Source organism: Cellulosimicrobium funkei, assembly GCF_001019615.1.
GTDB lineage: Bacteria > Actinomycetota > Actinomycetes > Actinomycetales > Cellulomonadaceae > Cellulosimicrobium > Cellulosimicrobium cellulans_E.
The window spans coordinates 21,893-47,373 of record NZ_JNBQ01000008.1 but is presented as its reverse complement, the minus strand read 5'-3'; the positions used below and the strand labels follow the sequence as shown (position 1 = coordinate 47,373).

26 protein-coding genes are annotated in these 25,481 nt (G+C 74.6%); 10 read left to right on the top strand and 16 right to left on the bottom strand.

The window, feature by feature from the left end; all coding sequences use genetic code 11:
* Nucleotides 1-2 precede the first annotated feature (2 nt).
* The 9 genes from FB00_RS09315 to FB00_RS09275 form a co-directional block, all read right to left on the bottom strand.
* Entirely contained in the window at nucleotides 3-692 is a 690-nt protein-coding gene (locus FB00_RS09315; RefSeq protein ID WP_231581788.1) for a TetR/AcrR family transcriptional regulator, read from the bottom strand.
* Nucleotides 693-766: 74 nt separating this feature from the next.
* Complete coding sequence (gene dhaM, locus FB00_RS09310) at nucleotides 767-1,504, bottom strand: dihydroxyacetone kinase phosphoryl donor subunit DhaM (protein ID WP_047232640.1); 738 nt, start codon at nucleotides 1,502-1,504, stop codon at nucleotides 767-769.
* Nucleotides 1,501-2,145 carry a dihydroxyacetone kinase subunit DhaL gene (dhaL, locus tag FB00_RS09305; RefSeq protein ID WP_047232639.1) on the bottom strand — a complete coding sequence of 215 codons (645 nt, stop codon included), beginning with the start codon at nucleotides 2,143-2,145 and terminating at the stop codon, nucleotides 1,501-1,503. The genes dhaM and dhaL overlap by 4 nt, the downstream gene beginning before the upstream one ends.
* Nucleotides 2,146-2,214: 69 nt before the next feature.
* The gene (dhaK, locus tag FB00_RS09300) at nucleotides 2,215-3,210 is read right to left on the bottom strand and encodes a dihydroxyacetone kinase subunit DhaK (protein WP_047232638.1); all 996 of its coding nucleotides are present in this window, start codon (nucleotides 3,208-3,210) and stop codon (nucleotides 2,215-2,217) included.
* A 172-nt stretch (nucleotides 3,211-3,382) separates the two neighbouring features.
* Complete coding sequence (locus FB00_RS09295; protein ID WP_047232637.1) at nucleotides 3,383-4,804, bottom strand: bifunctional folylpolyglutamate synthase/dihydrofolate synthase; 1,422 nt, start codon at nucleotides 4,802-4,804, stop codon at nucleotides 3,383-3,385.
* Entirely contained in the window at nucleotides 4,801-8,259 is a 3,459-nt protein-coding gene (ileS, locus tag FB00_RS09290; RefSeq protein WP_047232636.1) for an isoleucine--tRNA ligase, read from the bottom strand. Before ileS ends, FB00_RS09295 begins: the two co-directional genes overlap by 4 nt.
* 244 nt (nucleotides 8,260-8,503) lie before the next feature.
* Entirely contained in the window at nucleotides 8,504-8,770 is a 267-nt protein-coding gene (locus FB00_RS09285; protein ID WP_047232635.1) for a hypothetical protein, read from the bottom strand.
* Nucleotides 8,771-9,090: 320 nt separating this feature from the next.
* Nucleotides 9,091-10,674 (bottom strand): molybdopterin-dependent oxidoreductase, encoded by a 1,584-nt coding sequence (locus FB00_RS09280; protein WP_047232634.1) that lies wholly within the window; start codon nucleotides 10,672-10,674, stop codon nucleotides 9,091-9,093.
* Between the two features lie 37 nt (nucleotides 10,675-10,711).
* Entirely contained in the window at nucleotides 10,712-11,416 is a 705-nt protein-coding gene (locus tag FB00_RS09275; RefSeq protein WP_197088785.1) for a winged helix-turn-helix transcriptional regulator, read from the bottom strand.
* Between the two features lie 142 nt (nucleotides 11,417-11,558).
* Between FB00_RS09275 and FB00_RS09270 the strand changes: the two genes are divergently transcribed.
* Nucleotides 11,559-12,371, top strand: a complete 813-nt coding sequence (locus tag FB00_RS09270; RefSeq protein WP_047232632.1) for a class I SAM-dependent methyltransferase — start codon at nucleotides 11,559-11,561, stop codon at nucleotides 12,369-12,371.
* A 15-nt stretch (nucleotides 12,372-12,386) separates the two neighbouring features.
* Here FB00_RS09270 and FB00_RS09265 read toward each other — a convergent pair whose 3' ends face one another.
* Nucleotides 12,387-13,223, bottom strand: coding sequence for an SDR family oxidoreductase (locus FB00_RS09265; protein ID WP_047232691.1), 837 nt, complete (start codon nucleotides 13,221-13,223; stop codon nucleotides 12,387-12,389).
* A 229-nt stretch (nucleotides 13,224-13,452) separates the two neighbouring features.
* Here FB00_RS09265 and FB00_RS09260 point away from each other — a divergent pair, with 229 nt between their 5' ends.
* The 4 genes from FB00_RS09260 to FB00_RS09245 are packed head-to-tail and all read left to right on the top strand — an operon-like array spanning nucleotide 13,453 to nucleotide 17,043.
* On the top strand, nucleotides 13,453-14,508 hold the full coding sequence (locus tag FB00_RS09260) for a putative F420-0 ABC transporter substrate-binding protein (protein ID WP_231581787.1): 1,056 nt from the start codon (nucleotides 13,453-13,455) through the stop codon (nucleotides 14,506-14,508).
* Nucleotides 14,505-15,590, top strand: a complete 1,086-nt coding sequence (locus FB00_RS09255) for a putative F420-0 ABC transporter permease subunit (RefSeq protein ID WP_197088784.1) — start codon at nucleotides 14,505-14,507, stop codon at nucleotides 15,588-15,590. Before FB00_RS09260 ends, FB00_RS09255 begins: the two co-directional genes overlap by 4 nt.
* Complete coding sequence (locus FB00_RS09250; RefSeq protein WP_082141162.1) at nucleotides 15,587-16,492, top strand: putative F420-0 ABC transporter ATP-binding protein; 906 nt, start codon at nucleotides 15,587-15,589, stop codon at nucleotides 16,490-16,492. Before FB00_RS09255 ends, FB00_RS09250 begins: the two co-directional genes overlap by 4 nt.
* Before the next feature lie 17 nt (nucleotides 16,493-16,509).
* Nucleotides 16,510-17,043 carry a hypothetical protein gene (locus FB00_RS09245; protein ID WP_047232631.1) on the top strand — a complete coding sequence of 178 codons (534 nt, stop codon included), beginning with the start codon at nucleotides 16,510-16,512 and terminating at the stop codon, nucleotides 17,041-17,043.
* Nucleotides 17,044-17,107: 64 nt separating this feature from the next.
* Here the strand turns inward: FB00_RS09245 and FB00_RS09240 are convergent, their stop codons facing one another.
* The 4 genes from FB00_RS09240 to FB00_RS09225 all read right to left on the bottom strand — a co-directional run bounded on the left by FB00_RS09240 (nucleotide 17,108) and on the right by FB00_RS09225 (nucleotide 19,423).
* Nucleotides 17,108-17,533, bottom strand: coding sequence for a TIGR03667 family PPOX class F420-dependent oxidoreductase (locus tag FB00_RS09240; protein ID WP_197088783.1), 426 nt, complete (start codon nucleotides 17,531-17,533; stop codon nucleotides 17,108-17,110).
* 2 nt (nucleotides 17,534-17,535) lie between these two features.
* The gene (locus tag FB00_RS09235) at nucleotides 17,536-17,988 is read right to left on the bottom strand and encodes a CoA-binding protein (protein ID WP_082141161.1); all 453 of its coding nucleotides are present in this window, start codon (nucleotides 17,986-17,988) and stop codon (nucleotides 17,536-17,538) included.
* A gap of 62 nt (nucleotides 17,989-18,050) precedes the next feature.
* The gene (locus tag FB00_RS09230) at nucleotides 18,051-18,521 is read right to left on the bottom strand and encodes an anthrone oxygenase family protein (protein WP_047232629.1); all 471 of its coding nucleotides are present in this window, start codon (nucleotides 18,519-18,521) and stop codon (nucleotides 18,051-18,053) included.
* On the bottom strand, nucleotides 18,518-19,423 hold the full coding sequence (locus tag FB00_RS09225) for an NAD(P)H-binding protein (RefSeq protein WP_156186354.1): 906 nt from the start codon (nucleotides 19,421-19,423) through the stop codon (nucleotides 18,518-18,520). Before FB00_RS09225 ends, FB00_RS09230 begins: the two co-directional genes overlap by 4 nt.
* A 164-nt stretch (nucleotides 19,424-19,587) precedes the next feature.
* On the opposite strand from FB00_RS09225, the gene FB00_RS09220 reads away from it, so the two are divergent.
* On the top strand, nucleotides 19,588-20,538 hold the full coding sequence (locus tag FB00_RS09220; RefSeq protein ID WP_047232628.1) for an AraC family transcriptional regulator: 951 nt from the start codon (nucleotides 19,588-19,590) through the stop codon (nucleotides 20,536-20,538).
* Between the two features lie 6 nt (nucleotides 20,539-20,544).
* On the opposite strand, the gene FB00_RS09215 is transcribed toward FB00_RS09220, so the two are convergent.
* A complete protein-coding gene (locus FB00_RS09215; protein WP_047232627.1) occupies nucleotides 20,545-21,048 on the bottom strand; it encodes a metallophosphoesterase family protein in 504 nt (167 codons plus the stop codon).
* A 50-nt stretch (nucleotides 21,049-21,098) separates the two neighbouring features.
* Here FB00_RS09215 and FB00_RS09210 point away from each other — a divergent pair, with 50 nt between their 5' ends.
* Nucleotides 21,099-21,521 carry a hypothetical protein gene (locus tag FB00_RS09210; RefSeq protein WP_047232626.1) on the top strand — a complete coding sequence of 141 codons (423 nt, stop codon included), beginning with the start codon at nucleotides 21,099-21,101 and terminating at the stop codon, nucleotides 21,519-21,521.
* 96 nt (nucleotides 21,522-21,617) lie between these two features.
* Here FB00_RS09210 and FB00_RS09205 read toward each other — a convergent pair whose 3' ends face one another.
* A complete protein-coding gene (locus FB00_RS09205; protein WP_047232625.1) occupies nucleotides 21,618-22,877 on the bottom strand; it encodes a chitinase in 1,260 nt (419 codons plus the stop codon).
* A gap of 243 nt (nucleotides 22,878-23,120) precedes the next feature.
* On the opposite strand from FB00_RS09205, the gene FB00_RS09200 reads away from it, so the two are divergent.
* From FB00_RS09200 to FB00_RS09190, 3 genes are all read left to right on the top strand, one after another.
* Nucleotides 23,121-23,714, top strand: a complete 594-nt coding sequence (locus tag FB00_RS09200; protein WP_047232685.1) for an HhH-GPD-type base excision DNA repair protein — start codon at nucleotides 23,121-23,123, stop codon at nucleotides 23,712-23,714.
* Nucleotides 23,715-23,790: 76 nt separating this feature from the next.
* Entirely contained in the window at nucleotides 23,791-25,011 is a 1,221-nt protein-coding gene (locus FB00_RS09195) for an AI-2E family transporter (protein WP_082141160.1), read from the top strand.
* An 86-nt stretch (nucleotides 25,012-25,097) separates the two neighbouring features.
* Nucleotides 25,098-25,463, top strand: coding sequence for a VOC family protein (locus FB00_RS09190; RefSeq protein ID WP_047232624.1), 366 nt, complete (start codon nucleotides 25,098-25,100; stop codon nucleotides 25,461-25,463).
* Nucleotides 25,464-25,481: the final 18 nt, after the last annotated feature.

Below are 25,481 nucleotides of genomic sequence, written 5' to 3'. Positions count from 1 at the left end.
GGCTAGCGAGCCGCGGGATCGGGGGCGCGCGAGTCCTGGAGCAGCGCCCGGAGCTGCCCGACGACGGTCGGCAGGTGGTCGACCGGCTCGCCCTCGCGGTCGTGCTGCTGCCACTCGAGCGTGCTGGCGCGCAGCAGGCTCATGACCACGAGGGCCAGGAGCTCGGGGTCGGGGACGAAGGGCCGCACGGCGCGGCGTGCGAGGAACATGTCGACGAGCTCGGCGCGGTGTCCCTCGACCCAGGCGACGTGCCGGGTGACGAGGTGCGGCTCGCGCTGGACGAGCTCGAGCGTGCGCGCCATGCGCTCGGGCGTGACGACCTGCTGCGCGAGCACGTCGGCCACGACGACCTCGAGGTCGTCGAGCAGCGCCCCCGTGGGACCGCCCCCGACGAAGACCGCGACGATCTCGGGTCGCACGGCGAGGTCCTCGAGGCCGAGCACGGCGTCGTCCTTCGACGGGAAGTAGTTGAAGAACGTGCGCGGCGAGACCCCGACCTCGGCGCAGATGTCCTCGACAGTCACCGCGTCGAAGCCGCGCTCCAGCACGAGCGTCTGCGCCGCCTCGACGAGCGCCTCGCGCCGGGCGCGCTTCTTGCGCTCGCGCAGGCCGCCGGGAGACGGCGCCAGACATGCCGCGGCCCGCTCGGCCAACGAGGGGCGAGCGGGCACGTCGGGGAGAGTGGTGGGCACGAGGACCATTCTTGCATCCTGTGCAATTTTGCATCAACTGCAATTGCGCGTGATCGCCGTCACACGGGCGTCGGTCAGACCTCGCCGAACCCGCCCTCCACGGCCGCCACGACCGCGGCCACCGCGTCGGCGGCCTGGGTCCCCTCCCCCGTCACGGTGAGCTCCTGGCCGCCGGTCGCGCCGAGCTTCATCAGCTCGAGCACGCTCGCCCCGTTGACGCCGTCGATGGCGACGCTCGCGTCGAAGCCCGCGACGAGGCGGGCCAGCACCGCCGCGGGACGCGCGTGGAGCCCGAGCGGGTTGCGCAGCGTGACGACGGCGCGCGCGCCCCCGTCCGTGGAGGCTGCGGCCTCGGCGGCGGGCTCGTCGTCCTCGGGCCCTCCGGCCGTGACCGCGAACGTCCCGCCCGCGTGCTCCGCGGACGCGAGCACCTCGGAGACGTCGCCGCCGCCGTGGGCGGTCACCGCCGCCGCGACGGCGCCCTCGACGAACGGGGCGTCGGCGAGCTGGACCTTGCCGTCGTACCCGTCCTCCATGTCGAGGACGGACTCGACCGTCATGACGGCCGAGCCGAGGTCGGCGAGAACGACCACGCCGTCCGCGACGCCGAGCGCCTCCTCGACCGCGGCCGACACCCGGTCGTAGCTCGTGCCGAGCCCGCCGTCGTCGGTCCCGCCCGCGGCGAGCAGGAGCACGCCGGGCGCCATCTGCGCGGAGAGCTCGACCGCACCCTGCGCGAGCCGCTGCGAGTGCGAGACGAGGACCAGCGCCACGCGCGCCCGCGCCCCGACCGGCGCGGCAGCGCCGCTCACGCGGTCGCCGCGTCGCGCGCGGCCTCGAGGAGGATCGCGGTCGAGGTCGCCCCCGGGTCCTGGTGCCCGGCGCTGCGCTCCCCGAGATAGCTCGCGCGGCCCTTGGTCGCGACGAGCGGGATCGTCGCCTCGGCGCCCGCGCGCGCAGCCTGCGCCGCCGCGGCGAGCACGTCGGCGGTCGACGCCCCGGCGTCGGCGGCCGCCTCGGCGGCGTCGACCGCGGGCTGCCACGCGTCCACCATCGTCTTCTCGCCGACCTGGGCCTTCCCGCGTGCGGTGATGCCCTCCAGCGCGCCCTCCAGGAGCGCGACGACGCCGTGCGCGTCGAGCTCGGCGAGGCCCGTCACCTTCGCGGCACGCAGGTAGGCGGTGCCGTAGAGCGGCCCCGAGGCCCCGCCGACGGACGACATGAGCGTCGTGGCCACGAGCTTGAGCACGTCGCCGATCTGGCCCGGCGGCTGCTCCCCCGCGGCCGCCCCGTCGAGCTTGACCGCCACCGCACGGAACCCTCTGTCGAGGTTCTCGCCGTGGTCGCCGTCACCGATCTGGCGGTCCAGCTCGGTCAGCTCGTCCCGTGCCGCCGCGATGCGCTCCGCGCTCAGCCGCGTCCACCGGTCCGCCCAGGCCACGTCCAGCGTCATGCCCCACCTCTCCTCGCCGTCGAGCCGGCGGTCCGCCGGCTCTCGGAGACTGCACGAAAGGGCACCGCCTCACCAGCGCAGCGCAGCCGTGTGGACGGGAGCGTCCCACAGGGCGGTGAGCTCGTCGTCCAGGCGCAGCACGGTGACCGACGCACCCTGCATCTCCAGCGACGTGACGTAGTTGCCGACGAGCGAGCGCGTCACCCGTACGCCGCGCCCCTCGAGCAGCCTCCTCGCCTGACGATAGACGACGTACAGCTCGGACAGCGGCGTACCGCCCATTCCGTTAACGAACAGCAACACGTCCTCGCCGTCGGCGAGCCCCAGGTCGTCCGCCACCGGGTCGACGAGCCGCTGCGTGATCTCGTCGGCCGACGCGAGCGGGATGCGGTGGCGTCCGGGCTCGCCGTGGATGCCGATCCCGATCTCGACCTCGTCGTCGCCCAGGTCGAAGCTCGGCTTGCCGACGTGCGGAACCGTGCAGGCGGTGAGCGCGACGCCCATCGAGCGCACGTTCGCGACGACGCGACCCGCGATCTCCGTCACCGCTCCGAGGTCGTCGCCGCGCTCGGCCGCGGCGCCCGCGATCTTCTCGACCGCGACCGTGCCCGCGACGCCGCGGCGGCCGGCGGTGTAGAGCGAGTCCTCGACCGCGACGTCGTCGTTGACGAGGATGCTCGTGACCTGCGTGCCCTCCGCCTCGACGAGCTCGACCGCCGTCTCGAAGTTCAGGACGTCGCCCGTGTAGTTCTTGACGATCGCGAGGACGCCCGCGCCCGAGTCGGCGCCGAGGATCGCCGGGACGATCTGGTCCGGCGTCGGCGAGGTGAAGACCGCGCCGGGGACCGCGGCGTCGAGCATGCCGAGGCCGACGAAGCCCGCGTGCAGCGGCTCGTGCCCCGAGCCGCCGCCCGACACCAGTCCGACCTTCCCGGGGACAGGGCCCCCGGCACGCGACACGTAGGGCGGCGCGACGTGCACCTCGACGAGGTCCGCGTGCGCCTGGCCGAAGCCCTCGAGGGACTCCGTCACGGCGTCCTGGGGATCGTTGAGCAGCTTCTTCACCGGTCATCCCTCCATCGGTCCGTGCGCCCGGGGACCCGGACGCCGACGCCCCCGCCCGGCGTGCCCGCCGCCGTCGTCGCCTCCATCAAACACCCGGGCGCACGGGGCCGCGCGAGATCCCCGGGCACGCGGCGCCCCGCCGGAGCGGGGCGCCGCGTGCCCGCCCGGGACGTCAGCCGCGGCCGAGGAGGATCCGCGCGTCGGCGACCGTGACCACGGAACCCGTGACGAGCACGCCCGAGCCCGTCCCGACGCCCACCGCGTCGTCCCGCTCCACGAGGTCGACCGCGACCTGGAGCGCCTCGTCGAGCCGCTCGGTGCTGTGCACGCGGTCCTCGCCGAACACGTCCGCGGCGAGCTCGGCGAGGTCGGTCGGGTCGGCCGAGCGCTCCGAGCTGTTGCGCGTCACGACCACCTCGGACAGCACCGGCTCGAGCGCCGCGAGGAGCGGCTCGGCGTCCTTGTCCGCCATGATCGCGACCACCCCGACGAGGTGGCGCAGGTCGAACGCCTCGCCGAGCGCGACCGCGAGCGCCTCCGCGCCCGCGGCGTTGTGCGCCGCGTCGACGAGGACGGTCGGGCTGGACCGCACGACCTCAAGCCGACCGGGAGACGTGACGTCCGCGAACGCGGTCTCCACCAGCTGCCCGTCGAGCGCGCGGCCGCCGAGGAACGCCTCCACCGCGGCGAGCGCGAGGAGCGCGTTGTGCGCCTGGTGCTCGCCGTGCAGCGGGAGGAACACCTCGGTGTAGAGCGCCGCGGGCGTGCGCAGGTCGAGGAGCTGCCCCCCGACCGCGACCTGCCGTGCCGCCACGTCGAGGTCGACGCCCTCGCGCAGCAGGCGTGCGCCGACGCGCTCGGCGCGGGCGCGCAGCACCTCCTCCACCTCCGGACGCTGCGCGGCGGAGACGACGGTCGCGCCGTCCTTGACGATGCCCGACTTGACCGTCGCGATCTCCTCGAGCGTGCTGCCGAGCCACCGCTCGTGGTCGAGCGCGACGGGCGTCACGACCGCGACCTCCGCGTCGACCACGTTGGTCGAGTCCCACTCCCCGCCCATGCCGACCTCGACGATCGCGACGTCGACCGGCGTGTCGGCGAACGCCGCGAACGCCACGCCCGTGAGCACCTCGAAGAAGCTGAGCTGCGACTGCCCGGCCTCGGCGAGCTCGGCGTCGACGACCTGCACGTACGGGTAGACGTCCTCCCAGACCTCGACGAACCGGCGTGCCGAGAGGGGCTCGCCGTCGACGACGATCCGCTCGGTGACGCTCGTCAGGTGCGGGCTCGTGAACAGGCCGGTGCGCAGGCCGTGCTCGCGCACGAGGCGCTCGGCGACGCGCGCGGTGCTCGTCTTGCCGTTGGTCCCGGTGAGGTGGATGGTCCGGAACGCGTGCTGCGGGTCGCCCAGCAGCTCGAACAGCCGCCGCACCCGGTCGATCGTCGGGTCGAAGTCGTGCTCGGGGGCACGCGACACGATGTGCTGGTAGACGCGCTCGAGGTCCGCCTGCGCGGCGGCGTCCTCCGCCGCCGCGCGGGCCTCCTTCGCGCTCTGCCGTCGTGCGGCGCCGGGGTCCTTGCGTGCGGCGCTCACAGGTTCGCCTCCTCGACGGGGCCAGCGTCCGGAACGGTGCCGTCGGCCTTCTCGACGCGCACGGAGCGCACGTCGGTCGGCGACGTCTCGACGACGACCTCGACCGCGAGGGTCTCGCGCGCGACGAGCTCGCGGTGCTCCTCGACGGCGACGAGCCACTCGCCCGGCACGTCGAGCGACAGCCGGATGCGGTCGGCGACGTCGAGGCCGGCGGCCTTGCGCGCGTCCTGCACGTCGCGGATCACGTCGCGCGCGTAGCCCTCGGCGAGCAGCGCGTCGTCGAGCACGAGGTCGAGGACGGCGAACCCGCCGCCCGCGAGCACCGCGGCGGCGACGCTCGGCGCCTCCCCCTCGGCGACGCCGCGGTCGGCGACCACCGTCGTCAGCTCGTACTCCGCGGGCAGGAGCGCGACGTCGCCGTCGGCCGTCGTCACGACGACGTCCCCGGCGTCGTCCACGCGCCACGCACCGGCCTTCGCGGCCTTGATGACCGCCTGGACCCCGCGGCCCAGGCGCGGGCCCGCGGCGCGGGCGTTGACCGCGAGGCGCTGCGTGATGCCGAAGCGCTCCGCGGCGTCCGAGTCGGTCGACTCGAGCTCGACGGCCTTGACGTTGAGCTCGCGCGCCAGCAGGTCCGTGTACGGCGCGAGCGCCCCCGGGTCGTCCACGACGACCGTGAGCCTCGCGAGCGGCTGCCGCACGCGGAGCTGGTGCGCCTTGCGCAGGCCGAGCGCGGCCGACGCGACGGCGCGGACCTCGTCCATCGCGGCGACGAGCGCCGGGTCGGCGACGAGGGACGCGTCCGGGACCTGGCGCACCGCCACGGCGCACGAGCCGTCCTCGCCGACGAACCGCTCGCCGACCTCCTCGGTGGACGCCGGCCAGTCGGTGAGGTGGACCGAGCGCCCGCCGGTCAGGCCGCGCCACACCTCCTCCGCGAGCAGCGGCGCGAGCGGGGCCATGACGCGCGTGAGCGTCTCGAGCGCCGTGTACAGCGTGTCGAACGCGTCGGCGTCCTCCGCCCAGAACCGGTCGCGCTGGGTGCGCACGTACCAGTTGGTCAGGACGTCGAGGTGCTCGCGCACGGTCTCGCACGCGCCCGCGATGTCGTACGCGTCGAGCTGCCCGGTCACGCGCACGACGAGGTCGTGCGTGCGCGCGAGCAGGTAGCGGTCGAGCGCCGGGAGCCCGGCCACGCGCTCGGGCGCGACCTTCTGCGCGACGTACCCCGCGGGTTCGCCGGGCTCGCCCGCCCGGGCCTGCGCCTTCGACGTGTTCGCGTACAGGGTGAAGAAGTAGTACGTGCTCCACAGCGGCAGGAGCACCTGGCGCACGGCGTCGCGGATCCCGTCCTCGGTGACGACGAGGTTGCCGCCGCGCAGGATGGGCGAGCTCATGAGGAACCAGCGCATCGCGTCGGAGCCGTCGCGGTCGAAGACCTCGTTGACGTCCGGGTAGTTGCGCAGCGACTTGCTCATCTTGCGGCCGTCGGAGCCCAGCACGATGCCGTGCGAGACGGCCGAGCGGAACGCGGGGCGGTCGAACAGCGCGGTCGCGAGCACGTGCAGCGTGTAGAACCAGCCGCGCGTCTGGCCGATGTACTCGACGATGAAGTCGCCGGGGTTGTGGTGCTCGAACCAGTCGGTGTTCTCGAACGGGTAGTGCACCTGCGCGTAGGGCATGGAGCCCGAGTCGAACCAGACGTCCATGACGTCCTCGACGCGGCGCATGGTCGAGCGGCCCGTCGGGTCGTCGGGGTTCGGCCGGGTGAGGCGGTCGACGAACGGGCGGTGCAGGTCGGGCTCGCCCTTCTCGTTGCGCGGGAGCGTGCCGAAGTCGCGCTCGAGCTCGGCGAACGACCCGTACACGTCGACGCGCGGGTGCTGCGGGTCGTCGGAGCGCCACACCGGGACGGGGCTCCCCCAGAACCGGTTGCGCGTGATCGACCAGTCGCGCGCGTTCTCGAGCCACTTGCCGAACTGGCCGTGCTGGATGTGCTCGGGCGTCCAGGAGATCTGCTCGTTGAGCTCGACCATCCGGTCCTTGAACTTCGACACCGCGACGAACCACGACGACACGCCCATGTAGATGAGCGGCTGCCGGCAGCGCCAGCAGTGCGGGTAGGAGTGCGCGTACGACTCGCGGCGCAGCAGCACCGTCCCAGGGCTCGTCGCGCCGAGCGCGAGGTCCGGGGTCTGCTCGCCCGCGGCGACGGCGGCGTCGTGCCGCGTCCGGCCCTTGAGGTGGTCGATGATGAGCGCGTTCGCGTCGAAGACCTGGAGGCTCTCGTAGTCGACGACGGGGAACACGAACTTGCCGTCGGACGCGACCGGGAGGACCGGCTCGACCCCTTCGCGGTCGGAGACGACCTTGTCCTCCTCGCCGAACGCGCCGGCGTTGTGCACGAGGCCGGTGCCGTCCGTGGTCGTGACGAAGTCCGCCTCGACGACGCGGTGCGCACCGGCGTGCCCGGCGAAGTAGGAGAAGGGCGGCGTGTAGGAGCGCCCGACGAGGTCGGCGCCCGTGAGCCGCTCGACGACCTGCGTCGTCACGTCCTCGACGCCCTCGTCGGCGAGCTCGCGCGCGTACGCCGCGAGACGCTCGGCGGCGATCACGTAGCGCTCCTTGACGCCCGTGGACGACGACTCCACGACGACGTACTCGACGTCGGGGCCGACCATGACGAACAGGTTCGACGGCAGCGTCCAGGGCGTCGTCGTCCAGATGAGCGCGAGCTCGCCCGTCTCGAGCCGGAAGCCGACGGTGACCGCCGGGTCCTGGCGGACCTGGTAGACGTCGTCGTCCATGCGCAGCTCGTGGTTCGACAGCGGCGTCTGGTCGTTCCAGCAGTACGGCAGCACGCGGAAGCCCTCGTAGACGAGGCCCTTGTCGTAGAGCTGCTTGAACGCCCACAGGACCGACTCCATGAACGTGGGGTCGAGCGTCTTGTAGTCGTGCTCGAAGTCGACCCAGCGCGCCTGGCGGGTCACGTAGTCCTGCCACTCGCTCGTGTACTTGAGCACCGACGCGCGGCACGCGTCGTTGAACCGCTCGATCCCCAGCTCGAGGATCTCCTCCTTGGTCTTGATCCCGAGCTGGTCCATCGCCTCGAGCTCGGCGGGCAGGCCGTGCGTGTCCCAGCCGAAGCGCCGCTCGACGTGCTTGCCACGCATCGTCTGGTAGCGCGGCACGACGTCCTTCGCATAGCCCGTGAGCAGGTGCCCGTAGTGGGGCAGACCGTTGGCGAAGGGCGGGCCGTCGTAGAAGACGAACTCGTTGCTGCCGTTCTCGCCGGCGGGGTTGCGCTCGACCGAGGCGCGGAACGTGTCGTCCGCGTCCCAGTAGGCGAGCACCTCGCGCTCGATGGCGGGCAGGTCCGGGGAGGCGGGGACGCCGAACGCGGCTCCGGGGTGCGAGTCGGCGGACGAGGGTGCGCGGTGCAGCGGGTAGGCCATGGTCTCGAGGACTCCGGTGGGTAGCGGCCGGCGGGTTCGTCCGCCGTGGTGGTACGGGTCGGTCGTGCTCTCCTGCGAGGACGACTCCCCCACCCAGGGGCGGGCTCGCCGCGGTACCACCTCGCTTGCCGGCGTCGTCCCCCGGGCCCGACGCCGTCGGGCTCGGCGGGCGGTCACCGACCGCTCGTCGCAGGCTGTGACGGGCCCACCCGTCCGGTTCTAGTGAGGACCTGGCCGCGGGCCGTCAGGCCTGCCCGACGGCGCGGGTCCCGTTCTTCCGGAGGCTCGCCGGTGATGGCCGGGTCGACGCCTGTGCGTCCATGGTAGCCGCCGACCGGCGGCGCGCGGTGTAGGCGTCGATGTCCCGCGCGACGAGCCACTCGAGCGTGAGCGGCGGGCGGGCGTCGTGCCCGACGGCGAGCGGCGCCACGGACGGGCGGGCGGCCTCGGGCGACGGCGCGGCGAGCGGCGTCGTCGGGCGGTAGCGGGGAAAGCTCGGGGGAACGTACATGGTGGTCTCGCGTCCTGTGCTCGGCGGGCGTCCGGAGGTGCAGACCCGGGCGTCGCGCGGGACTCATCGATGAGCCCGTGGCACGAGACCGGCGACCGTCACGCCCCTTCGTCAGGAGGGAGGGGCGGGAGGCTGCTCGCGGACACCCGGTCGAGGCTGCGCAGGGCGCCGCGAGCCCTCAACAACAGGTGGCGAAGGCGACCCGCGGGCGCACGAGGACGAGCGAGCTGCTCGTGGGGCGCGGGGAGGTCACGCGGACATGGTGCCAGGGCGGGCCCGGGGCGGACAACCCCGGGTCCACGGACCGGACGCGGGTCACGTCAGCCCACGCGGACGGTGACCTCGTGCCACCCGGACGCGCCGTCGGGCGCGGGCGGGGCGACGTCTGCGGTCTGCGTGCGCCCGTCGGCGTCGGTCGCGCGGACCGTCAGGCGGTGCTCTCCGGGTGTCGCGTCCCACGCGTACGACCACTGCCGCCACGTGTCGGGACCCACGGTGCCGGCGAGGGTCGCGGGGCGCCAGGTGCCGTCGTCGACCCGGACCTCCACGCCGGAGATCCCCGTGTGCTGCGCCCACGCGACGCCCGCGACCGTCACGACGCCCGCCGGGACCGACGCCCCCGCGCGCGGCGTGTCGACGCGCGACGCGAGCTTGATCGGGCCGCGCTCCGACCAGCCGCGCGTGGACCAGTACGCGACGTCGTCGGCGAAGGTCGTGACCTTGAGCTCGGTGACCCACTTGGTCGCGGACACGTAGCCGTAGAGCCCCGGGACGACGAGCCGCGCGGGGAACCCGTGCTCCGCGGGCAGCGGCTCGCCGTTCATCCCGACCGCGAGCAGGCACGCCCGGTCGGGGTCGGTGAGCACGTCGAGCGGCGTGCTCGCCGTCCAGCCGTCGGCGCTCGTGGACAGGACCATGTCGGCGCCGTCGCGGACCCCGGCGCGCGCGAGCAGCTCGCGCACGGGGTACCCGAGCCACCGCGCGTTGCCCACGAGGTCGCCGCCGACCTTGTTCGACACGCACGTGAGCGTCACGTGGTGCTCGGTGAGCGGGAGCGCGAGCAGCTCGTCGAGCGTGAGCTCGAACGGCTCGTCGACGAGCCCTGTCACGCGCAGCGTCCACGAGGCGGGGTCGACCTGCGGCACGCGCAGCGCGGTGTCGATCCGGTAGAAGTCGCCGTTCGGGGTCACGTACGGCGCGAGGCCCGGGACGCCCAGGTCCGCCCCCGCCGGGACGGCCGGCGCGGGCGTCGCCGGGGAGGGCAGCCGCAGCGCGTCGCGCGCGGCCGTGACGGCGCGCGACCCGGCCGACACCGCGCGGGACGTCGCGAGCGCGACGACGCCCGCCGCGGCGGCGAGGCCGGTGACGAGGAGGAAGCGCCGCCGGTCCATCGACGCACCTGCGGAGCCGGAACCCGCCGCGCCGCCGTCGAGGCCCGCACCGACGACCGTGGCCTCCGCGGGCCCGCGCAGCGGGGCGAGAGAGGCGCGCAGCAGCAGGATCGCGACCCCGACCCCGACGAGCGAGGGCAGCGCCCACGCGACGCTCGCACCCGGCCGGCCCGCGGCCACGACGGCTCCGACGGCCCCCACGACGCCCAGCAGCACGGACCCCCACGGCGGACGGCGCAGCTCGAGCCAGCCCGCGAGCGCCGCGCCCGCGGCGAGGACGACCGCCATGCCGCCGAGCAGCACCGCCTTGTCGGCGGTCCCGAACGTCGCGACCGCCCACTCCTTGACCGGCCCGGGCACGGCGTCGACCACCCCGGCCCCCGCGGCGAACAGCGGGCTCGACCCCGGCCCCACGAGCGCCGCGACGAGCTCGGCGACCGCGAACCCGACGCCCGCGCAGACCACGCCCGCGAACGCCGAGAGCGCGGGGGCACGACGGGAGGAGGCGCTCATGCCCCCAGCCTGGCACGTGCTGCCGCGCGGCGGCGCCCTACGGCCGCGGCACGCGCGCGAGGTCCGACTGACCGATCCACGCGGGCAGCTCGCGCCGAGCCTCGGCGGGCCCGACGAGCACGACGTCGCCGGTGCGCAGCGCTCCCGCCCACGACGTGTCGCCCCGCCACACGCGGGTCAGGGCGCGCAGCCCGGACCGGACCACGACCGCCGGCTCGAGACCGGGGTCGACGTCGCACAGGTCGACGTCGCCCGCCCGCACGACGAGCCACCACCGCGACACCCGGCGATCGACGTCGTGCAGCCGGAACTCGACCGCCGTGGTCTCGCGCGGCCAGACGTCCGTCGGCACGGTGCGACGGACGTCCCAGAAGAGCAGGTGCGGGTCCAGGTCCTCGTCGCCCAGGTCGGCGATCCAGCGGGCTCCCCACGCGCCGAGCGACTCCACCACGGGACGGAGCTCCTCGCCCGCCGCCGTCAGCCGGTAGGTCGGCCGTCCGCCGGCCTCGTCGCGCCGCACGACGCCGGCGCGCTCGAGCGTGCGCAGCCGCTTCGCGAGCAGCGCGGGCGACATCCGAGGGTTCCCCCGCCGCAGCTCGTTGAAGTGCGTGCTGCCCGCGAGCAGCTCGCGGACGACGAGCAGGGTCCAGCGCTCGTCGAGCACGTCCATGGCCTTCGCCACCGGGCAGAACTGGCCGTAGCCCGCCATCGCCGCCTCCTCGATCGTTCCTCCAGGAGACACCCGCGGGACCGTCCGCCGCCAGGTGTCGCTCCTCCCGAGCACTACAGATCCGGTACTGGATGCCTCCAGGAGGGAGCGCGATCCTGAGGGGACGTGACCCACCGCACGCCCGCGACCGCGGGCTGGACAGCAGGAGAAGCACATGACGGACACCGTGGTCCTGTCGGACCTCAAGGCCAAGCACCGCGCGGTGTGGGCGTCCGGGGACTACCCCGCCGTCGCCGAGCTGGTGCACGAGCTCGGCGAGACCCTCGTCGACGCGGCCGGCGTGCGCGCCGGGCAGCGCGTGCTCGACGTCGCCGCGGGCACCGGGAACGCGGCGATCGCGGCCGCGCTGGCGGGCGCCGACGTCGTCGCGTCGGACCTCACGCCGGAGCTGCTCGACGTCGGCCGGCGCGCCGCCGAGGAGCGCGGGGCGCGGCTCGTGTGGGAGCAGGCCGACGCGGAGGCGCTGCCGTACGCGGACGCGTCGTTCGACGTCGTGCTGTCGTGCATCGGCGCGATGTTCGCGCCGCAGCACCAGGCCGCCGCGGACGAGCTGGTGCGCGTGCTCCGCCCCGGCGGGACGCTCGCCCTCGCGAGCTGGACGCCCGGTGGGTTCATCGGGCAGCTCTTCGCGACGATGAAGCCGTTCGCGCCCGCGCCGCCGCCCGGCGCGCAGCCCCCGCCCCTGTGGGGCGACGAGGAGCACGTGCGGGCCCTGCTCGGGGACCGCGTCCACGAGGTGCGCGCGGAGACGCGGTCGCTGCCGGTGACGCTCTTCCCCGACGGCGAGGCCTTCCGTTCCTTCTTCGCCGAGCGGTACGGCCCGACGATCGCGGTGCGCCGGAGCCTCGCCGACGATCCCGAGCGGCTGGAGCAGCTCGACCAGGCGCTGCGCGACCTCGCCGACCACCGGCTCGAGGAGGGCGCGATGGGCTGGGACTACCTGCTCCTCACGGCGACGCGCTCCTGAGGCGTCGTCCCGGCGTCAGGCGTCCCGGTGCTCGTCGGCGGCCGCCGGGACGCCCTTCGGGACGAGCGGGGCGCGCCACAGGGAGTACGTGGACGCCTGGGCGACGGGACGCAGGACCAGCGAGTCGATGTTGACGTGGTGCGGGCGCGTCACGGCGAAGGTCACGACGTCCGCGACGTCGTCCGCGGTGAGCGGGTCCACGACGCCGGCGTACACCGCGTCGGCCCCGGCCTGGTCCCCGTGGTAGCGGTTTAGCGAGAACTCCGGCGTGTGCACGAGGCCGGGCGCGATCTCGATGACGCGGATCGGCTCGCCCACCAGCTCCAGCCGGAGCGTCTTGGCGACCCCGAGCAGCGCGTGCTTGGACGCGACGTAGCCGGACCCGCCGACGTAGGTGTCGTGGCCGGCGGTCGACGTCATGAGCACGATGTCGCCGCGACGCGACGCGCGCAGGAGCGGCAGGAACGCCTTCGTCACGCGCACGGTGCCCAGCACGTTCGTCTCGTACATCGCGCGCCACTCGTCGATCTTCGCCTCGTCGACGGGGTCGACGCCGAGCCCGAACCCGGCGATGTTGAGCAGCGCGTGCACCGGCCCGCGCGCACCGGCCTCCGCGACGAGGCGCGCGACGTCGTCGTCCGACGTGACGTCGCCGACGACCGGGTGGGCGCCCGTGCGCTCCGCGACCTCGGCGAGCCGGTCCGCGCGTCGCGCGAACGCGACGACGTCCCAGCCGCGGGCGCGCAGGAACCGCACGCACGCCTCGCCGATGCCCGACGACGCGCCGGTCACCACCGCGCGCAGCGGTGCGGTCGAGGGGCTCTGGGCAGGCAGGTTCGATGGCTCCGTCACGACGGACACTCTGCCACGACGGACCGCGGGAAGGACTAGGCTGACGGAGGACCACGGGCCCCGCACTGGCCCGTCCGGGCGGCACGGATCTGTGCCGCGGGTCCGCGCGACGCGAGATGACGCGTCGGTCCCGGCCGGCGCTCGCCGGTCGGCATCGAGAACGCACCGCCGCAGCGGCGTGCCCGCCGAGCGCACGCCGCACCGCGCCCGACCCCCGGAGACCTCGCCCGTGCCCTCTTCCCGCACCGTGCACCGCCAGCCCGTCCGCCGCGCCGTCCTCGCGCTCCCGACCGCCACGCTCGCCGTGCTGCTCGCCGCCTGCTCGTCGGGCACCACGCCGGGTGACGACCCGACCGCGGACGGCGACGCCGCGCCGACGGGCGGTGCGGCAGCGACGACCTACCCGCTCACGCTCGACGACTGCGGGTTCGAGGTGACCTTCGACGCGGCGCCGGAACGCGTCGTGACGATCAAGTCGAGCACCACGGAGATGCTGCTCGCGCTCGGGCTGGGCGACCGGATCGTCGCGAGCGCGTTCGCGGACGGCCCGGTCCCCGAGTCCTTGGCCGACGCCGCGGCGGACGTCCCGGCGGTGGCAGAGCCGCTCTCGGACCAGGTACCCGGTGCCGAGGCGGTCCTGGAGACCGAGCCCGACCTCGTCTACGCGGGCTGGGAGTCCAACCTCACGGCCGAGGGCGCGGGCGACCGCGAGACGCTCGCGCAGCTCGGCGTCGCGACGTACGTCTCCCCCGCCGCGTGCAAGGCACCGGAGTACATGCCCGACCCGCTGACGTTCGACGACGTCTTCGCCGAGATCACCGAGGTGGGCACGATCTTCGACGCGCAGGACGCGGCCGCCGACCTCGTCGCGGAGCAGCGCGCGACGCTCGACGGCGTCGCCCGGGACGAGCGCGGGCTCACGGCCCTGTGGTACTCGTCCGGCGACGACATCCCGTACGTCGGCGCGGGCATCGGCGCGCCGCAGATGATCATGGACGCCGTCGGGCTGGAGAACGTCGCGGGCGACGTGCACGACACCTGGACCGCGTTCGCGTGGGAGGAGGCGATCGCCGCCGACCCCGACGTCCTCGTCCTCGTCGACGCCGCGTGGAACACGGCCGAGGCCAAGATCGAGCGGCTCGAGTCCAACCCGGCGACGGCCGAGATGACCGCGGTGCGCGAGGGCCGCTACCTGACGATCCCGTTCCCGGCGACCGAGGCCGGCGTGCGCAACGTCGATGCCGTCGTGGACCTCGCGGCACAGCTGGAGGCGCTCGGCCTGTGACCACGCTGCGCACCCGGCCCGCGCCCGCGCCGCCCTCCCGACGGGACGGAGCGGGGACCGGCGCGCGCCGTGGCGCGGCCTGGTGGGTGCCGGTCGGCGTCGGCGTCCTCGTCGTGACGGTGCTGGTCACGGTGACGATCGGCCCGGCGGACCTCGCGGTCGGGGACGTGTGGCGCTCGGTCGCGACGCACCTCGGGCTCGGCGGGCTGCTCGGCCTCGAGCCGCTCGGGGCGCTCCCGGACGGCATGGTCTGGCAGCTCCGCCTCCCCCGCGTGCTCACCGCCGCGGCGGTCGGCGCCGGCCTGGCCGTGTGCGGCGTCGTCATGCAGTCCCTCACGCGCAACCCCCTCGCGGACCCGTACCTCCTCGGCCTGTCGTCGGGCGCGTCGCTCGGCGCGGTGCTCGTGCTCGTCGCCGGGTGGACCGTGCTCCTGCCGGTCGCGGCGTTCGGGGGCGCCGTCCTCGCGCTCGTCGCGGCGCTCGGCCTCGCGGGCGCGCTCGGGGCGCTCACGCCCACGCGGACCGTGCTCGCGGGCCTCGCGGTGAGCCAGCTCGCCGCGGCCGCGACGAGCTTCGTCATCTTCTGGTCCGCGACCGGCGACTCCTACCGCGAGATCCTCTCGTGGCTGATGGGGTCCGTCGCGGGAGCGACGTGGACGTCCGTCGCGATCGCGGGCGGCGCGACCCTCGTGCTCGGGACGCTGCTCGCCTCGACCGGCTCCGTGCTGGACGCCTTCACGTTCGGCGACACGGCGGCGTCCACGCTCGGCGTCGACGTCGCGCGCGTGCGCTGGACGCTGCTCGTGGGCGTCGCGCTGCTCACCGGGGCGCTCGTCTCCCAGTCGGGGTCGATCGGGTTCGTCGGGCTGATCCTGCCGCACGCGGTGCGGCTCCTCACGGGCGCGCGGCACCGCCTCCTGCTGCCGTTGTCCGCGCTGTTCGGCGCGACCTTCCTCGTCTGGGCGGACACGCTCGCGCGCACCGTGTTCGCGCCGCGCGAGCTGCCCGTCGGGATCGTCACCGCCGCGATCGGCGCGCCGGTGTTCGCGCTGCTCCTGTGGCGCGGGAGGAAGGCCGCATGAGCGAGGCGACGCGCACGACGACGCAGGAGGGACCCACGGTCGGCGCCGACACCGTGCGGGAGCACCCCGGTGACGCGGCGGTGCGGAACCCGTCCGGAGAGCAGAGCGCGGCGGGGCTCGACGCCGCGCGCGTGTCGTGGTCCGTCGACGGTCGCCTGATCCTCGACGGCGTCGACTGCACCGCCCCGGCCGGCGCGGTGAGCGGGCTGCTCGGTCCCAACGGCTCCGGCAAGTCGACGCTCCTGCGTGTGCTCGCGGGGGTGCGCGCCCCGTCCACGGGGTCCGACGACGCCGCGCACGCACGCTTCGACGGCGCGGACCTGCTGACGATGCCGCGGCGGCGGCGCGCGCGCGTCCTCGCGCTCGTCGAGCAGGACGCGACGACCGACCTCCCGCTCTCCGTGCTCGACGCCGTCCTGCTGGGCCGCATCCCCCACCGCTCGCTCCTCGCGGGCGACTCCGCGCACGACCGGGAGGTGGCGACCGCGGCGCTCGCCCGCGCGGGCATGGCCGCGTTCGCCGAGCGGGAGGTCGCGACGCTCTCCGGCGGCGAGCGCCAGCGCGTCCACCTGGCGCGCGCGCTCGCCCAGGAGCCCGCGCTGCTCCTGCTCGACGAACCGACCAACCACCTCGACATCGCCGCGCAGCTCGACACGATGCGCGTCCTGCGCGACCTCGCCGACGACGGCGTCACCGTCCTCGCCGCGCTCCACGACCTCAACCTCGCGGCGCAGACGTGCGACCACGTCGTCGTCCTGGCGGACGGGCGGGTCGTCGCCGCGGGCGACGTGCGCGAGGTCCTGGTCCCCGAGGTGCTCGACCCGGTCTACGGCGTGCGGTGCGAGGTGCTCGCGCACCCGCGCACGGGTCGGCCGGTGCTGACGTTCGCGCCCCAGGACTGAGCGCGTACTCTCTGCGGGTGCGCCTCTCCCCGGTCCGCCGCGCCCCGCGGACGCTCGTCGCGGCCGCGCTCGTCGCGACGTGCGTCGTGTCCGTCTCCGGCTGCGCGGTGCTCGACGGGCGCTCCCCGTTCGACACCTCGAACGTCTCGTACGCCGACGTCGAGAAGGCCCTGCCCGCGGTCCAGGACGCGTTGGACGAGGCGGAGCTCCCCGTCGAGGCGAGCCTCTACACCGGTTCGAGCAACTGCGAGGGCGCGTGCGACCTGGGCGTCGGGGTGAGCCTGCTCCCGCCCGAGGACGCGCGACGCCCCGACCTGCACCCGGACGCGCTGGCCGCGGTGCTGGTGGTCGTGCTGCCCGAGGTGTCGGGCATGCCGGTCTACGTCAGGACCGGTGTCTCCGAGGACGGAGATGGCCTCGACCTCGATCCCGCGGCTCGGGCCCTCGGGCTCGACGAGTCGCCCTTCTCCGTGTCGCTCGGCGAGGTGCGCATCCCGGAGGACGAGCTCGACACGGCGCTCGAGCTGGCCGTGGCCCGCCTCGATCGCTGAGCGCGGCCCGCCAGGTCGTGCGTTCACCGAACCGGACCGGCCGGGCCGGAGGCTCGGTGCTCGCTCAGTAGCCGCGGAGGCGCTCCAGGCGGACGCGCACGGTCACGGAGTAGTCCTCGTGGAAGCCGTCGGCAGTCATGCCGAGGCCGCGGATCCCCTCGGCGTACTTCGCGTCGTACGCGGTGCGCTCGTCGGGCGAGAGGCCGACGTCGTCGATCGCGGCGGTGCCGGTGAGGACGACGACGTCGTCCCCCGACCGGGTGCTGTTGAGGTGCACCGCGACCCGAGCGTTGCCGCGGACGTTGCGCAGCTTCGCGGTGCGCGGCTGGGACTTGACCACGACCTCGTCCGCGCCGTCCCACAGGAACCACACGGGGGTCGGCTGGGGAGCGTCGTGCGGGTCGACGCTCACGAACCACAGCACCGGTTCGTCTCTCAACCGGGACGCGGCGCGCGAGCCCAGGTCGGACGTGGTGTCGATCGCGGTCACGGTCACGCCTCCTTCGTGGTGGTGGTCGCGCCGAGGCGCGGCAGCTCGATGGCGGGGCAGCGGTCCATGACCATGTCGAGCCCGGCCTCACGGACGCGGCGCGCGGCGTCCTCGTCGATCACGTCGAGCTGGAACCAGACGGCTTTCGCGCCGATCGCGACGGCCTGGTCGGCGACGGAGCCCGCGAGCTCGGAACGCACGAACACGTCGACGACGTCGACGGGGAACGGGACGTCCGCGAGCGTCGCGTAGCCCTGCTCGCCGTGCACGGTCTCCGCCGACGGGTGGACGGGGACGATGCGCTTGCCGTGCTGCTGGAGCACGCGCGCCACGCCGTACGCGGCGCGCGACGTGTTGTTCGACAGGCCGACGACGGCCCAGGTCTCGGTGCCCTCGAGCACCCGACGGATGGTCTCCTGCTCGTCGGCCGGCACGGCCGCTGCGACGTCGCTCATGTCGTGCGCAACCGGGCCCCCGCCGTGGCTATTCCGCGACGGGGGCCCGGCGCCCCGGCAGGTCAGACCAGCGCGACCGCGAGCAGCGCGGTGGCCGCCGCGCCGGCGACGGTCCGCACGTGGTTCCAGGCGAGCCAGCGCGGGAGGAACGTCGCCCACGCGGCGGCCAGGTCCCCGGGCCGCTCCGCCGCGGCGTCGAGGCGCTCGTTGAGCGGGACGTTGCCCACGGCCGTCACGCCGAGCATCCCGACCGCGGCGACCACCGCGCCCGCGAGCGCCCACCCCGCTCCGGTCGTCCCGCCGACCAGGCCGACGACGGCCGCCGCGGCGGGCACGAGCACGCTCGCCGCGAGCAGGAGCATGAGCGGGGGTCGCAGCGCGTCCCGGTTGATCGCGACCATGGCTGCGGCCCCGTCGGCGGCCGGGAGGCGGCGCAGGCCGCCTATCACGAACGTGGAGAACGCGAAGAGCACCCCGCCGGCGAGCCCCGTCGCGACCGCACCTGCGACGACGAGCGCCGTGAAGGCACTCACGAGGGCTGCCCGGACGTCGACGTGACCGTCGCCGACCAGGTCGCGGCCTCGCGCGCGGCGAACTCGCGGAAGTCCCGCGGTTCGCGGCCCAGCGCCTGCCGGACGCCGTCGGCGACCGGGGTCCCGCGCCCGTCGAGCACCTCGGTGAAGAGGTAGCGCATGAGTCCCACGACGTCCTCGGGCAGCCCGATCGCCCGCAGCCCCGCGACGAACTCGTCCATGGTGATCGGCGCGAACCGCACGTCGTGCCCGCTCGCGGCCGCGATCTCCGCGACCGCCTCGGCGAACGTGATCGCGCGCGGCCCGGTGAGCTCGTAGACGCGGCCGGCGTGCGCGTCGTCGACGAGGGCCGTGACCGCCACCTCGGCGACGTCCTCGAGGTCGACGAACGGCTCGGCGACCCGGTCGACCGGCAGGGCGAGGACGCCGTCGAGCACGGGCTCGAGCAGGAAGCTCTCGCTGAAGTTCTGGTCGAAGAACGCGCACCGCACCACCGTGCGGCCGGGGAACGCGTCGGCGACGAGCACCTCGGCGCGCTGCGCCTCGACCTCGCCGCGACCGGAGAGCAGGACGAGCCGGCGCACGCCCGCCTCCCGGGCGAGGGCCGCGAACCGGGCGACGGTCTCCGGGGAGCCCGGGACCGCGAGGTCGGGCACGTACACGACGTACACCGCCTCGGCCCCCTCGACGGCGGGGCCCCACGTGGTCTCGTCCTCCCAGTCGAAGCGGACGGCACCGGAACGGGAGGCGCGGCGCACGGAGATCCCGAGCGCGTCGAGGCGGTCGGCGACCCGGCGGCCGGTCTTGCCCGTCGCGCCGAGGACGAGGACCGGGCCGGGTGCGGGGGCGTCGGTCGGGGCGGCCGTCAGGGCGGCCGTCGGTCGCGGTGTCGTGGCGCTCATGGCGTCTCTCCTGTCGAGGATTCGTGCGGGGACGAATGCCAGTCAACCGGGCACCGGCGAGACGCGACATGGCCCTGACGCTCGACTCCATACGCGATCGTCTCGGGCTCCCTGCGCTCCCTCTGTCTCTGGTCGCGGACGCGGTGCGTGCGTACCCTGACCGGATGGACGTCGTCGCCGGGCTCCTCGACGGGCCGCGCGCCCGCGGGGCCTTCCTCCTGCGCAGCCACCTCCGCGCACCCTGGGGCATGCGCATCGAGGACGAGGCGCCGCTGACGATCGTGCCCGTGCTGCGCGGGTCGGGCTGGGTCGGGCCGGTCGTGGGCGACACCGGGGCGGACCAGGGCGAGCGCGTCGGGGCGGGGGACGTCGTCCTGCTGCGCGGCCCCGACCACTACGTCGTGGCGGACGCGCCGACGACCGCGCCGCAGGTGGTCATCGGGCCCGAGTCCGACATGTGCCGCGCGGTCGACGGCGGGCCCTCTCCCATGACGGTGCTCGGCGTCCGCTCGTGGGGTAACGACCCCGGCGGCGAGACCGTCATCATCACGGGCACCTACCCGCTCGACGGCGAGGTGGGCCGCAGGGTCCTGCGCGTGCTCCCGCAGCGCGTGGTGCTGCGCAGCGGCGACGTGGACGGGACGCTCGTCGAGATGCTCGCGCGCGAGGTCGTGCAGGACCTGCCCGGCCAGGAGGCCGTGCTCGACCGTCTGCTCGACCTGCTCCTCATCTCCTGCCTGCGCACGTGGCTCTCGCGCGACGACGCGCCCGGCTGGTACCGCGCCGACGCGGACCCGGTGGTCGGCGCGGCGCTGCGTCTCATCCACCACGACCCGTCCCGCGCCTGGACCGTCGACTCCCTCGCGCGGGAGGTCGGGCTCTCGCGCGCCGCGTTCTCGCGCCGCTTCACCGCGCTCGTCGGCGAGCCGCCGATGAGCTACCTCACGGGCTGGCGCCTCGACCTCGCCGCGGACCTCCTGCTGGAGCCCGACGCCACGCTCACGTCCGTCGCGCGCACCGTCGGGTACGCGTCGCCGTTCGCGCTGAGCGCCGCCTTCAAGCGCGTGCGCGGCGTGAGCCCGGCCGTGCACCGGGCACGCGCGGGCGCCGCCTGAGACGGCTCAGCGCGGCACCGGCACGAGCGCGACGTCCCGGAGCGCGCCGTCGTCGACGACGGCCGTGAGGACCGTGCCGACCGGCTGACGGCGGCGGTCCGTCGGCGACCCGGGGTTGAGCAGGCGCAGCCCGCCCGGCGAGGTCGTGTCCCACGGGATGTGGCTGTGCCCGAACACGAGGACGTCCGCGTCGGGGAAGGCCGCGTCGGCCCGACGCTCACGCCCCTGCTTCGCCCCCGTCTCGTGCACGACGGCGAGCCGCAGCCCGTCGACCGTCGTACGCGCGACCTCGGGCAGGCGCGCGTGCAGCGCGGGGCCGTCGTTGTTGCCCGCGACCCCGACCAGCCGGGACGCCCGCGCCTCCAAGGCGTCCAGCAGGTCGACGCTGACCCAGTCGCCCGCGTGCACGACGACGTCGGCGTCGTCGACGGCACGCCACACCTGGTCCGGGAGCACCCGCGCCCGCACGGGGACGTGGGTGTCGCTCAGCAGGAGCAGGCGCGTCGGCACGGGTCTCACGATAGGTCGCGCGGGCGGGCCGCGCCGGGCCACGATGGGGCATGCCGATCCCTCGCTGGGTGACCCGCAGCAACAAGCGCTTCCTCAACCCCGTGATGCTCCGCGTCGCGACGGGGGTCGGGCCGATGGCGGTGGTCCGGCACGTCGGCCGGCGCAGCGGCCGCGTCTACCGCACGCCCGTCTTCGCGTTCGCGTACCGCGCCTCGCCGACCGACCCGGTCCGCGTGGTCCTCGCGCTCACGTACGGGCCCGACGTCGACTGGGTGCGCAACGTCGACGCCGCGGGCGAGTTCGTGCTGGAGCGCCGGGGCGAGGAGTTCCGCGTCGAGGACCTGCGACGCGTCACGGGCGAGGAGGGGCTGCGGATCCTGCCCGGGTGGACGAGCGCCGTCCTGCGCCGCACGGGGGTGGACGAGTTCCGGACCGGAAGGCTCCTGCGGGCGTCGACCGCGACGTCCGCGTAGCGCTGCCCTGCCCCGTCGTCCGGCCGACGGCCGTGCACCGTGGGAGGGCGGACGCCCGGCCGGAGGTCCGACCGGGCGTCCGCGAGCGCTCTCGGCTCAGCACGCGCCGAGGTCGGTCCACGGCCCCCAGGTCGCGGCGCCGGGCTTCTCCCCGAACGTCCACCACCTGGCCTTCCACGTGTGCCCCTCGAGGGACGCCGTCGTCCCGCCCACGTACACCTGCGACGCGCTCCACGGCGCCGCGGTGCAGGTCGGGTCGGTGGGGTCCGTCGGGTCCGTCGGGTCGGTCGGGTCGGTCGGGTCCGTCGCGCCGGAGGTGAACGCGGCGAACTTCTTCGAGAACTCGTACTTCTGCTGCGCCAGTCCGGAGCAGTCGTCCTGCGTCGTCTGCGCCCCGGCGCAGCCGCCCGTGTCGCGGTGCAGCGCCCAGAACGACAGGTAGGCGACGCCCTTCTGCTGCGCGAAGGCGAGCACCGAGTCGGCGTTCGCGAGGGAGAACGTCTCCCCGACGCCCCAGTCCGAGACGCCGATCATCTCCGTGATGCCGACCATGCTCCAGAGCTGCGCGTCCGTCTTCGACGGGTAGATCGTCTTGAGGAAGCTCACCAGACCGGTCGTCGCGGTGACGGTGTCCTGCGCCATGTTCGCGCGGTCGCCCTCCCAGTAGTCGAACGTCATGACGTTGACGACCGAGACCTCGACGCCGTTCGTCACGGCGTTGCGCAGCAGGTTCTTGCCCGCTGCGGCCAGACCCTGCGTCGTGGTGGGCAGCGTGTACTGGACCTCGAACGTGCGGCCGTTGGCCTTGGCCCAGTCCTGCACGATCTTCAGCGCCTTGTTGCGACGGTCCACCCCGGCGCTGCTGTTGATCGAGTCCGCCTCGATGTCGAAGTCGATGCGCTCGACGTCGTACGTCGTGATCAGCTTCTGGATCTGCGCCGCGATCTTGTTCACGTCCGTGCACGAGTCCGCCAGCTCGGTGAGCTGCCCGTCCTCGGTCGCGTCGTCGGCCGTCCAGCCGCCGAGGGACGGGATGACGTCGCCGCCGCGCGCCTGGACCGCGTCGACCTGGGCGCCGAAGATCGACTGGGCGATCGGCAGCGACGTGTCGCCGTTCCAGTAGAGCGTGCACGAGCCCTGCCGCTCGGTCTGGGCGAACGCGAGCGTGATGTGGTCGGCGCCCGCCTGCTGGGACACGGCGCTGATGTCGTCGCCCAGCCACATCTCGTAGTACGGCGAGAAGACGTGGTCGGGGATGGGCGTCGCGGCGGACGCCGGCTGCGCGACGAGGCCGACGGCCGCGCCGGCGGCGAGCGCCGTCGCGGTCGCGAGCGTGAGCAGCTTCCTTCGGAACATGGGAACCTCCGGTCCAGGCCGGCGTCGTCCATGGCGCCGGGTGCGGGAGACGTCGGCGCACCGGGCGACCGACGGATCGACGCTACGGCGTCCGCGATCCGCGCCCATCGGTGATTGCGTATCTTTCGCGATCTACGCGTCCGTAGCACCCCGTATACGGATGCCCCGGGCGACGACTCCGTGCGCGGCTCCACCAGGCCGGCGACCGGACGTGCTCGCCGCCGTCCTGCCATGATGGACGGCATGACCGACCAGCTCTGGATCACCGGCGACCCCGACGCGGACGCGCTCCTCAGCGACGACGCGTTCGCCCTCCTCGTCGGCATGCTCCTCGACCAGCAGTACCCGATGGAGCACGCGTTCGCGGGGCCGCGCAAGATCCGCGACCGCCTGGGCTCCATCGACCCGCGCGCCGTGGCGGAGGCGGACCCCGACGCGTTCGTCATGCTCGCCACGACGCCGCCCGCCATCCACCGGTACGGGCGCTCGATGGCCGCGCGCGTCCAGGACCTGGCGCGCGTCGTCGTCGACGAGTACGACGGCGACGCGACCCGGATCTGGACCGCGCCCGGCGCCGACGGTGCCCCGACCGGCGCGGAGGTCCTCGCCCGGCTGCGCGCGCTGCCCGGGTACGGCGACCAGAAGGCCCGGATCTTCCTCGCGCTCCTCGGCAAGCAGCGCGGCGTGCAGCCCGCGGGGTGGCGCGAGGCGGCGGGCCACTACGGGGACGAAGGGTCGCGCCGGTCCATCGCCGACGTGACGAGCCCGGAGTCGCTCGCGGAGGTCCGCACGTTCAAGAAGGCGCAGAAGGCCGCCGCGAAGGCCGCGAAGGCCTGACCGCGCGGACGCGCCGCCGGCCGCACCGCGGCGGACGCCTGCGTGCGCGACGACGCCCGACCGATATCGTCGGCGCGTGACCACGACGACGCCGCGCGCCCCGGCGCTGCCTCCCTCCACCCGTACGCTCCTGGCACTCGCCGCGGGCGTGGTCGTGCTCGCGGGCGTGCACACGGCCCGGGAGGTGCTCGCGCCGATCCTCCTCGCAGCGGTGATCGTCATCATCTGCCACCCCGTCCGGTTCCCGCTCGAGCGCCGGGGCTGGCCGCGGTGGGCCGCGACGACGGCGGTCGTGGTGGTCGCCTACCTCATCCTCGCCGTGCTCGTCGCGATGCTCGTGTTCGCGGGCTTCCGGTTCGCCGACCTGGTGCGCGAGTACCTGCCGGCGCTGGTGCGCTCGGTCGAGGACGTCGTCGACCAGCTCTCCGCCGTGGGGATCGACGCGGACGTCGCGGAGGCGGCGACGTCCTGGCTGGAGCCCGCCCGGGTCCTCAGCCTCGCCGGGAACGTGTCGGGCATGGCGCTCGGCATCGCGACGGCCTTCTTCTTCGTGCTCGCCTACGCGATCTTCTTGGCGGCGGACGCCGCGCGGTACTCGACCGCGACGACCGTCTTCGGCGCCGAGCGCGCCGCGACCATCGACCGCGCGACCCGGTTCAGCGGCGGGGTGCGGCGCTACTTCGTGGTCAACGCGTCGTTCGGCGCGGTCGTGGCGATCGTCGACGGCGTCGCGCTGTGGCTGCTCTCGGTCCCCGCGCCGACGGTGTGGGCGATCCTCGCGTTCGTCACGAACTTCGTCCCGAACATCGGCTTCGTGCTCGGCCTCGTCCCGCCCGCGATCATGGCGTTCGTCGTCGGGGGGTGGCAGCTCGCGCTCGCCGTCGTCGCGGTCTACTGCGTCGTGAACGTCGTGCTCCAGGTGCTCGTCCAGCCCAAGTTCGTGGCGGACGCGGTGAACCTCAGCCTGACCCTCAGCTTCGTCTCGGTCGTGTTCTGGACCTTCGTCATCGGGCCGCTCGGAGCGATCCTCGCCATCCCGCTCACGCTGCTCGTGCGCGCGCTCGTCCTCGAGCCCGACCCGGGCTCGGGCTGGCTGCGCTGGCTCTCCGGCGACGACGTCCCGCGGCACGACCCGACGCCGGGCCCCACCCCGGACGCCGCACCGGTGGGGACGGCGGACCCGGCCGTACCGGACGGCAAGACGGCCGACGAGCCGGTGCCCGAGCCAGAGCCAGAGCCTCAGGTGCAGCCTGAGGGTTTTGTGGTCGGCGACCGTGCCGCCCCGGAGAAGTCCTAGCGCGCACACCCTGTTGCGCCGGTGCCGGCGGTCCTTAGGCTGGCAGACGGCGGGTGTCCGCCCGTCACCGGTACGGGGGAGGAACCATGGCGCACGGAGACATCACGCACATCGACATCCCGGTGAGCGACAGCGGCAGGGCCACGCAGTTCTACGGCGAGCTGTTCGGCTGGCAGATCGCCGAGGTCCCCGGCTTCGAGGGCTACCCGATGTGGCAGGCACCGAACAAGATCAGCGGCGGCGGCCTCGCGCCGCGGTCCGAGGGGTTCACGACCCCGCGCAGCTACGTCGAGGTCGACTCGATCGAGGACACGCTCGCGAAGGTGCGCGAGCTCGGCGGGCGCGTGGTCCTGGAGAAGTCCGAGATCAGCCCGACGTCCTGGTGGGCGGCGTTCGAGGACGCCGACGGGAACCAGATCGGCCTCTACGAGGGCACGACGGACGCCGGCTGACGCACCGGGCGCGCACCC

Bases quoted from the DNA above. Each gene is read 5' to 3' on its own strand.
- dhaL (WP_047232639.1), bottom strand. From the start codon at position 2,145: ATGACGCTGGACGTGGCCTGGGCGGACCGGTGGACGCGGCTGAGCGCG.
- ileS (WP_047232636.1), bottom strand. From the start codon at position 8,259: ATGGCCTACCCGCTGCACCGCGCACCCTCGTCCGCCGACTCGCACCCC.
- FB00_RS09285 (WP_047232635.1), bottom strand. From the start codon at position 8,770: ATGTACGTTCCCCCGAGCTTTCCCCGCTACCGCCCGACGACGCCGCTC.
- FB00_RS09280 (WP_047232634.1), bottom strand. From the start codon at position 10,674: ATGAGCGCCTCCTCCCGTCGTGCCCCCGCGCTCTCGGCGTTCGCGGGC.
- FB00_RS09270 (WP_047232632.1), top strand. From the start codon at position 11,559: ATGACGGACACCGTGGTCCTGTCGGACCTCAAGGCCAAGCACCGCGCG.
- FB00_RS09250 (WP_082141162.1), top strand. From the start codon at position 15,587: ATGAGCGAGGCGACGCGCACGACGACGCAGGAGGGACCCACGGTCGGC.
- FB00_RS09235 (WP_082141161.1), bottom strand. From the start codon at position 17,988: ATGAGCGACGTCGCAGCGGCCGTGCCGGCCGACGAGCAGGAGACCATC.
- FB00_RS09225 (WP_156186354.1), bottom strand. From the start codon at position 19,423: ATGAGCGCCACGACACCGCGACCGACGGCCGCCCTGACGGCCGCCCCG.
- FB00_RS09220 (WP_047232628.1), top strand. From the start codon at position 19,588: ATGGACGTCGTCGCCGGGCTCCTCGACGGGCCGCGCGCCCGCGGGGCC.
- FB00_RS09210 (WP_047232626.1), top strand. From the start codon at position 21,099: ATGCCGATCCCTCGCTGGGTGACCCGCAGCAACAAGCGCTTCCTCAAC.
- FB00_RS09205 (WP_047232625.1), bottom strand. From the start codon at position 22,877: ATGTTCCGAAGGAAGCTGCTCACGCTCGCGACCGCGACGGCGCTCGCC.
- FB00_RS09200 (WP_047232685.1), top strand. From the start codon at position 23,121: ATGACCGACCAGCTCTGGATCACCGGCGACCCCGACGCGGACGCGCTC.
- FB00_RS09190 (WP_047232624.1), top strand. From the start codon at position 25,098: ATGGCGCACGGAGACATCACGCACATCGACATCCCGGTGAGCGACAGC.